13 protein-coding genes are annotated in these 14,424 nt (G+C 58.1%); 5 read left to right on the top strand and 8 right to left on the bottom strand.

All coding sequences use genetic code 11. From position 1 onward, the window contains the following. Positions 1-6: 6 nt before the first annotated feature. Genes SIB92_RS16025 through cysQ form a run of 4 tightly spaced genes read right to left on the bottom strand, consistent with a single transcriptional unit; the run spans position 7 to position 3,948 of the window. Entirely contained in the window at positions 7-1,035 is a 1,029-nt protein-coding gene (locus SIB92_RS16025; RefSeq protein ID WP_412552983.1) for an SDR family NAD(P)-dependent oxidoreductase, read from the bottom strand. Beyond that, positions 1,032-2,333: a glycosyltransferase family 2 protein gene (locus tag SIB92_RS16020; RefSeq protein WP_412552982.1), complete on the bottom strand. Its 1,302-nt coding sequence runs from the start codon at positions 2,331-2,333 to the stop codon at positions 1,032-1,034. The genes SIB92_RS16025 and SIB92_RS16020 overlap by 4 nt, the downstream gene beginning before the upstream one ends. Beyond that, the gene (locus SIB92_RS16015; protein WP_412552981.1) at positions 2,330-3,130 is read right to left on the bottom strand and encodes a 3-deoxy-manno-octulosonate cytidylyltransferase; all 801 of its coding nucleotides are present in this window, start codon (positions 3,128-3,130) and stop codon (positions 2,330-2,332) included. The genes SIB92_RS16020 and SIB92_RS16015 overlap by 4 nt, the downstream gene beginning before the upstream one ends. Further along, positions 3,130-3,948, bottom strand: coding sequence for a 3'(2'),5'-bisphosphate nucleotidase CysQ (gene cysQ / locus SIB92_RS16010; RefSeq protein ID WP_412552980.1), 819 nt, complete (start codon positions 3,946-3,948; stop codon positions 3,130-3,132). Before cysQ ends, SIB92_RS16015 begins: the two co-directional genes overlap by 1 nt. A gap of 97 nt (positions 3,949-4,045) precedes the next feature. On the opposite strand from cysQ, the gene SIB92_RS16005 reads away from it, so the two are divergent. Both SIB92_RS16005 and SIB92_RS16000 read left to right on the top strand, forming a co-directional pair. Further along, complete coding sequence (locus SIB92_RS16005) at positions 4,046-4,867, top strand: ABC transporter permease (RefSeq protein ID WP_412552979.1); 822 nt, start codon at positions 4,046-4,048, stop codon at positions 4,865-4,867. 155 nt (positions 4,868-5,022) lie between these two features. Further along, positions 5,023-5,421, top strand: a complete 399-nt coding sequence (locus tag SIB92_RS16000; protein ID WP_412552978.1) for a hypothetical protein — start codon at positions 5,023-5,025, stop codon at positions 5,419-5,421. A gap of 519 nt (positions 5,422-5,940) precedes the next feature. On the opposite strand, the gene SIB92_RS15995 is transcribed toward SIB92_RS16000, so the two are convergent. Continuing rightward, positions 5,941-6,552, bottom strand: coding sequence for an alpha-ketoglutarate-dependent dioxygenase AlkB family protein (locus SIB92_RS15995; protein WP_412552977.1), 612 nt, complete (start codon positions 6,550-6,552; stop codon positions 5,941-5,943). Between the two features lie 206 nt (positions 6,553-6,758). Here SIB92_RS15995 and dnaK point away from each other — a divergent pair, with 206 nt between their 5' ends. Both dnaK and dnaJ read left to right on the top strand, forming a co-directional pair. Beyond that, positions 6,759-8,675, top strand: coding sequence for a molecular chaperone DnaK (gene dnaK / locus SIB92_RS15990; RefSeq protein ID WP_412552976.1), 1,917 nt, complete (start codon positions 6,759-6,761; stop codon positions 8,673-8,675). An 82-nt stretch (positions 8,676-8,757) separates the two neighbouring features. Further along, positions 8,758-9,906, top strand: a complete 1,149-nt coding sequence (gene dnaJ, locus SIB92_RS15985; RefSeq protein ID WP_412552975.1) for a molecular chaperone DnaJ — start codon at positions 8,758-8,760, stop codon at positions 9,904-9,906. A 75-nt stretch (positions 9,907-9,981) separates the two neighbouring features. On the opposite strand, the gene SIB92_RS15980 is transcribed toward dnaJ, so the two are convergent. Next, complete coding sequence (locus SIB92_RS15980; protein ID WP_412552974.1) at positions 9,982-10,821, bottom strand: amino acid ABC transporter substrate-binding protein; 840 nt, start codon at positions 10,819-10,821, stop codon at positions 9,982-9,984. Between the two features lie 205 nt (positions 10,822-11,026). Here SIB92_RS15980 and radC point away from each other — a divergent pair, with 205 nt between their 5' ends. After that, positions 11,027-11,788: a RadC family protein gene (radC, locus tag SIB92_RS15975; protein ID WP_412552973.1), complete on the top strand. Its 762-nt coding sequence runs from the start codon at positions 11,027-11,029 to the stop codon at positions 11,786-11,788. A 1-nt stretch (position 11,789) separates the two neighbouring features. Here radC and SIB92_RS15970 read toward each other — a convergent pair whose 3' ends face one another. Next, positions 11,790-13,349: a substrate-binding domain-containing protein gene (locus SIB92_RS15970; protein ID WP_412552972.1), complete on the bottom strand. Its 1,560-nt coding sequence runs from the start codon at positions 13,347-13,349 to the stop codon at positions 11,790-11,792. A 21-nt stretch (positions 13,350-13,370) separates the two neighbouring features. After that, positions 13,371-14,375, bottom strand: coding sequence for a translocase (locus SIB92_RS15965; protein WP_412552971.1), 1,005 nt, complete (start codon positions 14,373-14,375; stop codon positions 13,371-13,373). Between the last annotated feature and the right edge of the window lie 49 nt (positions 14,376-14,424).

Genomic DNA, 14,424 nt, shown 5'->3' with positions numbered 1-14,424 from the left:
GCACGCTTAGACGGCGTAATACTCGCGATACCATGCCACAAACTTCGCAACGCCCTCTTCCACGGGCGTTTGCGGGATGGTGCCGGTCAACTGCTCCAGCAGCCGCGCATCCGCCCAGGTCGCGGGCACATCCCCCGGCTGCATGTCCATGAAGTTCTTCTTGGCCTCCTGGCCCAGCGCCGCTTCAATGGCCTCAACAAATTTCATCAGCTGCACCGGCTGCCCATTGCCAATGTTCACCACACGCCACGGCGCCACCGGGCTCAGACTGTCGCCATCGCGCGCACCTTCGCGGCCCTCCGCCGTCTCTGGCGCAGCCTCAATCAGGTTCACAATGCCGGTAACCAGATCATCGATGTAGGTGAAGTCCCGGCTCATATCGCCATGGTTATAGATGTCGATCGCGCTGCCTTCCAAAATCGCCTTGGTGAATTTGAACAGCGCCATATCCGGGCGTCCCCACGGGCCATAAACCGTGAAAAACCGGAACATCGTCGTGGGCAGGTGGTAGAGATGCGCATAGGAATGCGCCATGACCTCGTTGGCCTTCTTGGTGGCCGCATAAAATGACATCTGGCTGTCGGCTTTGTGGGTCTCCGCATAGGGCATCTCGGTGTTGGCGCCATAGGCCGAACTGGTAGACGCCAGCAACATGTGCTGCGGCGGAAAGGCCCGCGCGGCCTCCAGCAACTCAAATGTGCCCACGAGGTTGGCCTCCACATAAGAGCGGGGCGCATCAATCGAGTAGCGCACCCCAGCCTGTGCCGCGAGGTGAATCACCACATCCGGCTTGTGCTCGGCAAACAGCCCCATCAAGACACCGTCTCTTTCCAGCCGATCTTCCACAGCGGTGAACTGCCCGCTCTGTTTCAAGATCGCATGACGCCGCTCTTTCAGGGTCACATCATAGTAGTCAGTCATCGCATCCAGCCCGACAACCTTCCAGCCCTCCTGCAACAACCGCTCTGCGGTGTGAAAGCCAATGAACCCTGCGGTGCCTGTCACCAAGGCGGTGTGCTGTTGATCCTGCGTCATGATCTGCTCCGTTTCTGAGCGTGTTGTTTTGTCTGCAATCGTTTGGGCAACAGTGTCTCTGACAAAAGCCGCTGCGCTGCAACCCGTTGAAATTCTTGTTTTAGCCGCGCGCCATAGCCGCCAATGCGAAACAGCGACTGGCGCCGCTCCGAGCGCCCAAACAGCCCACCGCGCTGTATCCAGAACCCAGCCGGATCAAAGCGTACCGAATGGAACAGCCCCGTGCGTGAGAAGATGAACACCGATGGCAGCTTGCCGTTCCGCGCCGCCTGTTTGGCTTCGCGCAAAATCGCGCGCCGCCGCCAAAAGCGCCCATAGATCACCACCTGCGGGCCTGTCGCAACCTCCAAAGGCGCAAAGCCCTCCGCCGCCCGTGTCAATTCCGGCGTCTGGCCCAGCGCACGTGTCTGCCCATCGGCATAGCCTTGCTGCAAACCGCGCATCAGCCGGCGCACATCGCCGGGCATGATGTGGCCTGCCACCATATGGCGCACCAACCGCCGCCGCTGCCCCTGGCAAAAGGCTTTCCACACCTCTGCGCGCTGACCTTCCGGGCAATGCTTGCGCAAAAACACCGCCTTGCTGGCCCCAATTTCGCTCAGATCCCGCGGCACCCGCGCCACCGTGCGCTGGCGGTTCTCGGCAAAGCCGTGATGCACCTCGGCCCGCGGCACAATCGCGGTCTTGTGGCCCGCTGCCGCCAGCCGCAGGTTCAAATCAGTTTCATCCAGATAGTAGTGAAACGCCGGATCAAACCCGCCCAGCTCTGCCAGCACCTCGCGTCGAAACGCCATATTGGTGCCTTCGGTCTTGATCGCCCGCTCCGCATTTGGCGTCAGCACCACCGGGTCATCGCCATGGATCTCAAACGGCACCCCCGCGCCCGTGCCATCGACACTCTGCGCTTGCCACTGAAAGCTGATCCCGTTGCGCCCGCGCACATATCCGCCCGCTGCCGCCACCTCTGGCTTGGCAAACGGCGCCGCCAGATGATGCAACCAGCCGGTCTCCGGCACCGCATCGTCATCGATAAATGCCACAACCTCGCCCGCAGCATGGGCAATGCCGCGGTTGCGCGCCGCCGAAATATTGGGGGTTTCGTATTCCACCGTTTTCAGTTGATCGCCAAACGGCAAGGTCTTGGCCGCCGCCACTCCAGCAGCATCCGCCACCACCACAACTTCAAACGCCGGATAGCGCAGTTGCGAGATGCCCACCAAGGCGCGCTTAAGCGCCTCCGGCCGCCGCCAGCTCACAACCACCACACTGATGGTTGGCTGTCCGGCGGGCAGGCTCATGCGGTGCCCATCTGCGCCATCATCGCCTCAATGCGTGGCACATCTTCGGGGTTGTTCAACTCCCAGAACTGCCGCCCCCGCGCTTCAACCTCCACGCAGAGCACCTGCCGGCCCTGCTCCATGAACCGCAGCTGCTCCAGCCCTTCCAGCTGCTCCAACGGCCCGGCCTCCCAACGCGGATACGCGCCCAGCGCCGATGGCCGATAGGCGTAAACCCCAACATGGTGAAACACCGGCGTTTCATCCTCATCCGCAAAGGTGGCATCGGTGAACGGCACCACTTCCTTGGAGAAATAGAGCGCATGCCGGTCTTTGGAAAACACCGCCGTGGTGCCTCCCACGCGCCCGGCCTTACGATCTTCCAAAAAGCCGTTAAGCGCCCGCCCGTCGCAGCGCAACACCGGCGTCGCCACCTCCGCCACCGGATCCCGGCGCAACCCCGCAACCAGGTCTTCGACAAACCAAGCGGGTGTCAGCGGCGCGTCACCCTGCAGGTTCACCACAATCTCATAACCGTCGCCCAAAACGTCAAACGCCTCGGCGCAGCGTTCGGTGCCATTGGCGCAGTCCGGCGAGGTCATCACCACCTCTGCGCCAAAGGCTTCGCTTGCTGCCTTGATGCGATCATCATCCGTCGCCACAACCACGCGATCCACACCTTTGACCGCACAGGCCGCTTCCCAACTGCGCCGGATCAGGCTTTTGGCCTCCCCGGTTGCGCCTTTGAGTTCCGCCAGCGGTTTGCCGGGATAGCGTGTGGACGCATAACGCGCCGGAATGACGATCAGGACAGACATCAGGCTTCTTTCAGCTCCACTTTTGGGGCGTAGGCAATGAAGAACGGGTTGGCAAAATCCTCTTTACCGTACTTCAGCGGCGTATGGTCATCAAACCGCACTACATCCCCGCCGGCACCCAACAGCACCGCGTGACCCGCTGCTGTGTCCCACTCCATGGTGCGACCCACACGCGGATAAATGTCCGCTTCGCCGGTGGCCACCAGACAGAACTTCAGAGAGGACCCCGCGCTCTTCATGTCTTTGACGTTGTATTTGTTGATGTAGTCGTCGGTCGCCTGATCGCGGTGGGACTTGGATGCCACCACGTAAAGCGCGGCATTGTCGCTGTCCGCCACATTGATCGCTTTGACCTCACCCACGGTCTCCGGGTCAAACGCGCCGGTCTCTTCCACCGCCTGGCCGTCCGCTTGCGTGAAGAACATGCGGTTCTTGGCCGGTGCGTAAACCACACCACGCTGCGGCACGCCGTTTTCGACATAAGCGATGTTCACGGTGAAATCCCCGCGACGGTGGATGAACTCCTTGGTGCCGTCCAGCGGATCGACGATCAGAAATGTATCGCCTTTCGCTGCGTGGCTTTCAGATTGCTCTTCCGTCACCAGCATCACATCCGGAAATGCCGCCCGCAAACCAGCCGAAATCAGCGCATCTGCCGCCTCATCTGCCGCCGTCACCGGGCTGTCGTCGCTTTTGACTTTCACATCAAAGTCATCCGCCTGATAAATCTTCATAATTTCGGCACCAGCCTCAATGGCCAGCTTACGAATAACCGGAATCAAAGTGTCGTAATTCAATGGTTTTCTCCTAAAAGGCATTTGTTGTTTATTTCTGCCGTGCCCCTTATGCTCCCTGCGTAACAGAACGGCAAGATTTCCCTGTCATCCTAAGGGCGCTCCGCAACCGGCATAGTGAATGTTTCAGCAATCCGCACCTAAAACGACCTTCGCGTCGGCGCTCAACATCGCCGAACTGATCTATCACGCCATTGTCCGCAGCGTGCGCAAAAGCCATGGCAACGCGCTGATGTCGATTGTCATGAACATGCTGCAAACCGTGATCTTCGTGATGGCGTTTTACGTGATGTTCTCGGTGCTCGGCCTGCGCGGCGCGGCCCTGCGCGGCGACTTCCTCATCTACATCATGTCCGGCGTTTTCCTATTTATGACCCACACCAAAACCATGGGGTCTGTGGTCAACTCTGAAGGCCCGTCGTCGCCGATGATGAAACACGCACCAATGAACACCATCATCGCGATCATGTCAGCCGCCCTGGGCACGCTTTATATCCAGGTGCTTTCACTGGCCGCGATCCTGTTTGTCTACCACGTCGCCTTCACCCCGTTTGAGATCGACCAGCCCATTCCTACCTTTGGCATGTTGCTCGTGGCCTGGTTCACCGGCCTCGCCATCGGCACCGTGTTCCTCGCGCTCAAGCCGTGGTTCCCGACCTTTGTCGGCATCGCCAACACCATCTACGCCCGCGCCAATATGATCGCCTCCGGCAAGATGTTTGTCGCCAACACCCTGCCACCGTTCATGTTGGCTATGTTTGACTGGAACCCGCTGTTTCACTGTATCGACCAGGCCCGCGGCTTTGCTTTCATCAACTATTTCCCACGCAACTCCTCCATCGAGTATCCGATCATCGTTGGTGTGGTGCTGTTGATGGTGGGGCTGATGGGCGAATTCTACACCCGCAAACACGCATCCCTGTCCTGGAGTGCGCGCCGGTGATCCGCTGGCTGGCGACAAGCTGTTGCCCTTCGCTGAGTAAAACGAGAGGCCTTTAAGCCACTTTTGCAAATTGATTTTTTTGTGCTTTACACATTGTTGCGATCGGATATCAATCTTGGCGTGTATTTTGCACGCCAATTCACTTGAGGATTCCCATGCGCACTTCTCTCTCCATCTTAGTAACCGCGACCCTGCTTGCCGCTTGTGGAGGCCCCAGCCTCACACCTGAACAACAGGCCGAACGAGCCAAAAATACTGCTCAAAACGAAGCCGCTTTGTCCGAAGCTAAAACTGTCAGTGTTAATGGTAAAAACTTTCGGGTTGCTCACGTAAAGGAACGAAACCAAGCGCTTGTGGACCACGTTGGTAAGCCTGCGCCATATTACGTTGCCGACATTGAAGCCGCCTCACGTGCTGCAACTGGGTGTAATGGCACGTTTAACCCAGGAGTACTGGCTTTCATTGGAGGAGACATCGCAACTACAGATCTTACGGAACTGCGTAGTAAAATTTCCGGCTCTTTTCCTGGCTGGTCCGTCGCGCTGAAGTGCTAACGTAATGAAATGGGGGGTGATCATCACAGTTGCCTTACTGGCATTTGGTTGTGCCAGCTATGAGACCAATACGAAAAGTATCGTAGAGGTATCATCGCGTGAAAATCACTTCCCCACATACCCTCAAGGGAACACCACTTACCTCTCGCTTTCTCCGGGTCACGGGTTCCAAGTCAATTTTTTAGCCCCAAACGGGAAAGCATGGCTATGGTACCCAGGCAACCAATTTGGCGTCCCTGAAGATTACAAAACAAGCATTGTTTCTGGTCAGAGGGCCATTTGTTGGCGCCATCCTACAAACAGCTACAATCCGGTGACCAAGACCTCAGGCGGAGGTTTTCAATGCGAGAACTTGGCATTGGCGCAACGTACAATAGTCGCGAGCCTCCCAGGCGACGTTTTTTCTCTGAAAACCGGGCTAGTACCGTACACACGACGCCGCTGTGATGCTCCGCAGGAATTCAATTTCGATCGGACCCGCTTTTCTTGCTAGCCTACTGTTTCTAAGAGTTTTGAAATCTAGTTATCCTGCACCACCCGCAGCGTGATGTTGATCCGTCCGCCATCCGGCAGCAGCGACGAGCTGCCAAAGCGGATACGGTCCACCCCGTGATACGCCAGCCGCGCCGCGCCCCCCATCACCACCACATCACCGGAACTCAGCCAGACCGATTGCGTCTTGCCCCCGCGCCCGACCCCGCCCATGCGAAACAACCCATCGTCACCAAGGCTCACCGACAACACCGGGTAGGAAAAATCCCCTTCGTCATTGTCTTGATGTAGCCCCATGCGCGCGCCCTCGCCGTAAAAGTTGATCAGGCAACAATCCGGCTGGCGCGCCAAATTGGTTTTACTTTGCCACAGATCCAGAATGCGCTGCGGGATCGGCGGCCAAGCCATGCCATCCGGATGACGCGCCTCATAGCGGTAGCCTCGTTTGTCGCTGATCCAGCCCAACCGCCCGGCGCTGGTCATTTTCACACTCATTTGTTTGCCCCAGCGAGTCACCGGATGCCGCATCGGCGCCACCTGCGCCACCGCGCGCAAATCCGAGACCATTGCGGCCTGCTCCTCGGGTGTCAGGCAGTCTTTGAAAATCTCAAAACCGGCAATTTTTAAGGGTTCTGCCAAATTCTCCGCCCTCATATTTAAAATGCAGCATAATTTGTAGCGTTTGGGCCACAATCCCCCTTTCGAGATGCTTGCAGCACTAATTCTTGCTCCCTATATACGCTGCGAAGCGCACTTAGGCTTACCCGCCGTGTGCTAAGTGGATCAGGCTTGGATGCCATAACGGGTCCGACCTGAAATATCGCCTTAAGTAGAAGGGATCAAAAATGAGCAAAGTGATTGGTATCGATCTCGGTACAACAAACTCCTGCGTAGCCATCATGGATGGTTCCCAGCCAAAAGTAATCGAAAACGCCGAAGGCGCGCGCACCACGCCGTCCATCGTTGCGTTCACCGATGACGAGCGCCTCGTTGGCCAGCCAGCCAAGCGTCAGGCCGTCACCAACCCGGAAAACACCGTTTTTGGTGTGAAGCGTCTGATCGGCCGCCGTCGCGATGACGCGGCTCTGGCCAAAGACCTGAAGAACATGCCGTTCTCCGTAATCAACGGCGGCAACGGCGACGCGTGGGTCGAAGCCAAGGGTGAGAAATACTCCCCATCGCAAATCTCCGCTTTCATCCTCGGCAAGATGAAAGAAACCGCTGAGTCCTACCTCGGCGAAGATGTGACCCAAGCGGTCATCACCGTTCCTGCGTACTTCAACGACGCTCAGCGTCAGGCCACCAAAGACGCCGGCAAGATCGCTGGCCTCGAAGTGCTGCGCATCATCAACGAACCAACCGCGGCCGCTCTGGCCTACGGCCTGGACAAAGAAGACACCCAAACCATCGCGGTCTATGACCTCGGCGGCGGTACCTTCGACGTGACCATCCTGGAAATCGACGACGGTCTGTTTGAAGTTAAATCCACCAACGGGGACACCTTCCTCGGCGGTGAAGACTTCGACATGCGCATCGTGAACTACCTCGCGGATGAGTTCAAAAAAGAGCACAACGTCGACCTGACCAAAGACAAAATGGCGCTGCAGCGTCTGAAAGAAGCGGCCGAGAAAGCCAAAATCGAGCTTTCCTCCTCTTCCCAGACCGAGATCAACCAGCCGTTTATCTCCATGGACCCAACCTCCGGCACCCCGCTGCACATGGTCATCAAACTGACCCGTGCGAAGCTGGAAAGCCTGGTGAACGACCTGATCAAAGCCTCGCTGAAGCCATGCGCCGCCGCGCTGAAAGATGCCGGCCTGTCCGCAAACGAGATCGACGAAGTGGTTCTCGTGGGTGGTATGACCCGCATGCCAAAAGTGATCGCGGAAGTGACCAAATTCTTCGGCAAGGAGCCACACAAAGGTGTGAACCCTGACGAAGTTGTGGCCATGGGCGCCGCCATTCAGGCCGGTGTTCTGCAGGGCGACGTGAAAGACGTTGTTCTTCTGGACGTGACTCCGCTGTCCCTGGGCATCGAAACCCTTGGTGGCGTGTTCACCCGTCTGATCGACCGCAACACCACGATCCCAACCAAAAAGTCTCAGGTGTTCTCCACCGCCGAAGACAACCAGAACGCCGTGACCATCCGCGTGTTCCAGGGTGAGCGCGAAATGGCAGCGGACAACAAGATCCTGGGCCAGTTCAACCTCGAAGACATCCCGCCAGCCCCACGCGGCATGCCTCAGATCGAAGTGACCTTCGACATCGACGCCAACGGCATCGTGTCTGTGGGCGCGGCTGACAAAGGCACCGGCAAAGAGCAGAAGATCACCATCCAAGCGTCCGGTGGTCTGTCTGACGAGGACATCGAAAAGATGGTGCAGGATGCCGAGGACAACGCCGAGGCAGACAAAGAGCGCCGCGAGCTGATCGAAGCCCGCAACCAGGCCGAAAGCCTCGTGCACGACACCGAGAAACAGGTGGCAGAGCACGGCGACAAAGTGGACCCATCCACTGTTGAAGCCATCGAACTGGCCGTGGCCGCGCTGAAAGACGAGCTGGAAAAAGACGACGTCACAGCTGAGAAGCTGAAGTCCGGCATCCAGAACGTCATGGAAGTGGCAATGCGTCTGGGCGAAGCGATCTACAAGTCGGCTCAGGAAGAAGCCGGTGAAGAGGCGCCAGACATGGACGCAGGTCCTGCGGCTGACGATGACATCGTCGACGCCGACTTCGAAGACCTGGACGACAGCAAGCGCTAAGTCGCCCCCTCGGAACTGAAAAATCGGGCCGGTCCGCATCATCCGGATCGGCCCGTTTCAGTTCAGCCAAAGGAGTACCCCCATGGCAAAACGTGACTTTTACGAGGTGCTTGGCGTCAGCAAAGGGGCCTCGGCAGACGAAATCAAAAAAGGCTATCGCAAGAAAGCCAAAGAGCTGCACCCGGACCGCAACGCGGACAATCCGGACGCCGAAGCGCAGTTCAAAGAGGCCAATGAAGCCTACGAAGTTCTCAAGGACGCAGAGAAAAAAGCGGCCTATGACCGCTACGGCCACGCCGCCTTTGAAGGTGGCATGGGTGGCGGCGGTCAACGTGGCGGTCACCCGGGTGGTGATTTCTCCTCTGCCTTCTCTGACGTGTTTGACGACCTGTTTGGCGACTTCATGGGCGGCGGCGGTCAACGCGGCGGCGGGCGTCAACGCGCCTCCCGTGGTGCTGACCTGCGCTACAACCTGCGTGTGACGCTTGAGGAAGCCTACTCTGGCCTGCAAAAGACCATCAACGTGCCCACCTCCGTCAGCTGTGACAGCTGTAACGGCTCGGGCGCCGAAGGTGGGGCCGAACCGGCCACCTGCCCAACCTGTTCCGGCATGGGCAAGGTCCGCGCGCAACAGGGTTTCTTCACCGTGGAACGCACCTGCCCGACCTGCTCGGGTCTGGGTCAGATCATCAAGAATCCGTGTAAGTCCTGCGGCGGTCAAGGCCGTGTCGAAAAAGACCGCGCTCTGTCCGTAAACATCCCGGCAGGCGTGGAAACCGGCACCCGCATCCGTCTGGCTGGTGAAGGCGAAGCTGGCATGCGTGGTGGCCCTTCCGGCGACCTCTACATCTTCATCGAAGTCAGCCCGCACAAGATCTTTGAACGCGACGGTGTGAACCTCTACTGCCGCGTCCCGGTCGCCATGGCCAGCGCCGCGCTGGGGGGCGACATCGAAGTGCCCACCATCGACGGTGGCCGCTCCCGCGTGAAGATCCCGGCGGGCTCTCAGTCCGGCCGCCAGATGCGCCTGCGCTCCAAAGGCATGCCCGCCCTTCGTGGCGGCGGCCAAGGCGACATGATGATCGAACTGGCGGTGGAAACCCCAGTGAACCTCACCAGCCGCCAGAAAGAGCTTCTGCGCGAGTTCGAAGAGCTGTCCGAGGAAAACAACCCCGAAAGCAGCAGCTTCTTCAGCTCCGTCAAAGGCTTCTGGGACAGCATGAAGGGCTAAGTTGCTAGCCCAGCCTTCCAATTAAAAAGAGCGCCAAATTCTGGCGCTCTTTTCTTTTTGTGACTGTCGTTCAACTTACTCAACAATCGGCGCCATGGTGAAAATCGCCCGATGAATGTCTCCTGGCTGCACACCCGGCAGGGTCTGTTGGAAAATCCCCTGCATGGCGCCAACGGCATACATGCTGGACAGCAAGCGATCGATCAACAAACGAAACTCCGTGTCGCCCCGCGCCATGGCCAAGCCATGTTTCTCGATGGTTAGGAGGTTGTTGCTCACCTTGATGTTGTCGCGATGCTCGCTGTTAAGCCACAGCGTCGCCAAAATCGATTGATCGCCAAAGTAGGCGTCCAATTCGCCATTCTCCATCGCTGTCATCGCCGCTGCGTGATCGTTGAAGCGCACCACCTCAGCAAAGGTCGCTGTGGACGCAAGCGTGTTGTTCAACGCGGTCTCCGTTGTGCTGTCGCGGCGCACGCCCAGCTTTTTACCAGCAAGATCCGCAAAACTGTCCGACCCATTCAACGGCAGCATCACTGTGGTGCCATCCGCAAACGTCGGGATCGAAAAGTCCACGATCTCGCGACGGCCCAGCGTGATGGTTGATGCACCACACAACAAATCAATTTCACCGGCGGCCACTTTCTCAAACTGGTCCTGCATCCCCACCGGCACAAACTCAACATCGAGGTTCGGGATCTGCGCGACGGTCAAAATGCCTTGCGCCAGCTCCGCACAAATTGTCGGTGTGTAGCCTGCTGGGTTGCCATCTTCAGCCTGAAACGACAGCGGCGCGGCATCGAGGCGATACCCCAATTTCAACGTGCCGGTCTCTTTGATCCGGTCAAGGGTCTGCGCCTGCGCAGCTCCGGCCAAAAACACACCGGCCAAAAGGGGCATCAAAAAACGTTTCATCATCTATCCTGCCAAACACTCATTTTTGTTGCCGTCACACTCTCAGGTTCCAGAGAGCACCACAACCGCGTTTCTGGCTGCAAAAGTTAACAAAACCCGCACCTCCGCGATACAGTCGCGATACCGACAGAATACCGACGTGCCAAACTGGCCAATTTTAGGTGCCATTAACCTTTGTTTTACCCTGTTTGGACATTCTTAACACATGTCCAAGCCGCGTGACTTTGTCGAAAGGCCGCTCCCGCTTTTTGAAGCGGATGAAGCCCCTGTCGCGCCGCTGCCATCCGGAAAACTGCCCTCTTATGTGGCTGATCACCGCAAACGCCTCCGCGCTCGCTTCCTGTCTGGTGGGGCGCAGGCTTTGCCGGATTATGAGCTGCTGGAACTCCTACTGTTTCGCGCCATACCGCGACAGGATGTGAAACCACTTGCCCACAAACTCCTTGAAATTTTTGGAGATTTTAACGGAGTGGTGAGCGCACCAGCGGCGCGACTGGCCGAGGTTAAAGGCGTCGGTGACGCGGTCATCTGCGAGCTAAAAGTGGTCGAAGCCGCCGCCCACCGCCTCGCCCGCGCCCGTGTCATGCATCGCCGTGTGCTATCGGATTGGCAGACCCTGCTGGACTATTGCCACACCACCATGGCGCACCGAGACACCGAACAGTTCAGAGTGTTGTTTTTAGACACAAAAAACACGCTGATCGCCGACGAAGCCCAGGCCCAAGGCACTGTCAACCACGTCCCGGTTTACCCTCGCGAAGTCGCCAAACGCGCCCTCGAACTCAACGCCAGCGCCTTGATCTTAGTCCACAATCACCCATCCGGCGACCCTACCCCGTCAGAGGTTGACATCGCCATGACCCAGCAGATCAACCTGGCCTGTCAGGCACTCTGCCTAACCCTGCATGACCATATAATCATTGGGAAATCTCAGGAACTCAGCTTCCGCAGCGAAGGCCTGTTGTAGGTCACTTGACCCACACCTCGACCCGCCGATTCACCTGCCGCCCCCAGGCGCTGTCGTCACAGGCCATGGGCATCGCCTCTCCAAACGCATGTACCTGCAGATCAATCCGCTCCGGGTTCGCAGTTTCTGCCGCAGACAGAACAGCCTCCTTCACCACATTGGCGCGCTTCTCGGCAATCTGCAGGTTCCCCGTGGCCGGCCCTTCCCCATCAGAAAACCCAACAAAATAAAGGCTTCTGGCGTCATACATCCCTGCCTCTAGAGCCCGCGCCAGCTGCTGAACGTTGGACCGCGACTGCGCATCCAGCTTGATCGATCCGGTCTGAAACCGGAACGAAGTTGAAAGCCGTTTCATACCTGAAAGCGTGCCAACCATGTCCTGAATCGCCTCCAGCGACACCTCTTTGCCGGCAGACGCTATGGCATTGGCAAACCGATCCCCTTGGTGGTTGATGGCGATCTCCTCCGCGGTCTGATCCACAAACCCCGCCCGCCGAATGACAATCTGTGCCGAAGGGCTCCGGGTATAGCTCAGGAAATCCCGCGCCAGTTTTGGCAACCGTCGGGCCGGAAAATATAGGAACATCGGGGCGTTAAGCGGATAATCCTCTGTCTTGATCGTGCGCCGGGACGGCGCCAAAGAGAAGCCACACTGCCCGGTCAACGTCAGATGTTTGGTATTTCCTGTCTCCGCATAAGACGCGATTCCAATCGCAAACGGATCCCGCTCCACCGCGCTCACCATCGCGAGGTTCCGGTCGTGACGTACAGCCCTGTCTGCCAGTGACATCTTGGAGGGTTCCATCAACTGATCTTCCACCGCCTGCGCAAACCCAGATTGGGCTGTCAGAAGATGCAAAGTGATCGGCGCATCCGGTCCGCCAAGATCCTTCCAGTTGGAGATTTTCCCTGCAAAAACATGCGCTAGCTGATTAAGCGACAGAGATGACACTGGGTTTCCAACCGACACCACAGGCACCATCCCATCAAGCGCCAGAACACGGCTGCGATTGGCATCCTCCATGTCCCCCAAACCGGCCTCATAGCCCAGCTGCGCCTCCCGTGGGCGAATTTCCCGCAGCGACATGGCGATGTCAGCCTCATCGGCCAGGAGGTCTGCAAACCCCTCATCCGCATTGCTGGCAAGGAAATCGAAGGTCGCCAAGCGTTGCTGCGTGTCTGGCTCGCTCAGGTGATAGGTGAACCGATGCACAGACTCGCTCTCACGCGTCACAACATAGCCTTCGTTGAGCGCAAAAGCCTCAAGCAATGCAGGCATCAACACCTCGGCCATGGTGGACGACCCGGAGATCGCAACTTCGGCTACATAGTTGATAAGATTGGGGCATCCCGGCCCCTCACACCACACGCCGGAGCCGTCTACGGTAAGTTCACCATAGACCGTCTCCACACGGTAGAACTCACCGTCAAAGCCCAGCAAAGTGCCCGAAATCTCGACCTCGCCGTCGTGTGATTTCAACAGCACGTCCTGCGCCAGGCTTGAGGAAACCCCAACCAAAACGAAAAGTGCGGCGCAAACCGCCGCACGAAATTGCATCATAATGATGTCCTGACCGCCAGCTTAATTTTGCGCGATTGTCAGGTCTTCCACGAGGTTTTTCAACACCAGAAATTCACCAATGGCAGAGCAATCCGGCATTTGCAGCTCAAGGTCATGCTGGTCGTCCACCCGCCCCTGACGAAGCGCGCGACTTTGCACTTTCAACGCCTTACCGCAATTGGCCTCGGTCACCTCGGCCTCAACACTCACTTTGACATCGCCAACTTGGCTCGAGATGCCCGTTGGGAAGGTATAGACCTCCGCTTGGCCGGCAACCGACAGGTCCGAATTTCCCAAAGACACAAGGAAACCACCTTCGCCACCGGCAAGCGCGCCAACATCGCGCGGTTGCCCCCGCCAGACGTGCCCAGCCTCCCCATAGGCCGCACCAAATTCTCTGGCGTGAAGCTCGGCGCCGCCTTGCCCCATCCAGGAAATGACCACGCGGTCATAGAAGGCCAGACTGTCCACAACTGTCGTGGCTTGCGCCGTATCGCCATTTGCAAAAGACGCCCTCACCTCCGCTGCCTCGGCCAGCGCTGGGATCAACACCTTCAACGCACCTTCCTGAGGCAACAACATGTGGAACATCAGATTCTCGTGCATAAACATAACCGTGTCGCCGGCATGGCACGGCGCAGTCAAGCGCACATCAATCAAGGCCCCTGCCGCTGGTTCTGCAGACATGACCGGCGTACAGCCCAACCGGGGCGGGCTCTCTTCCGTTGGCAAAATACCAACCGGGATGTCATCCGCCACGGCCAACAACACCGGCTCCTGCAACAGATTATCTCCATGCCCGTGATCACTCGGCAAACTTGGCAATGAAGCTGTACCTAGCATCTGAGGCGCAGCAAGGTCCTGTGGGAGAGGTATAGCCGAGGTCGGCTTGGAACCTTCGACTACTTCATCATGCGCCAGCACAGCGGCTTCCGACGTCTGCATTGCAAAGCCAATACAAATCGCCATCGACACCGTGACAAAGGACAACGCATACCGACGGTAAGCATGTTTCAGAATGGGCATGGTTGCTCCTGTTTTGGCTACTGCTCTTGCGGCAAGTTCCCAAACAAAA

The organism is Shimia sp. MIT1388 (genome assembly GCF_047124445.1).
In the GTDB taxonomy this organism is placed as follows: Bacteria; Pseudomonadota; Alphaproteobacteria; order Rhodobacterales; family Rhodobacteraceae; genus Shimia.
Note: the sequence above shows the minus strand (reverse complement) of the source record. Positions and strands in the feature narration are given on the sequence as shown.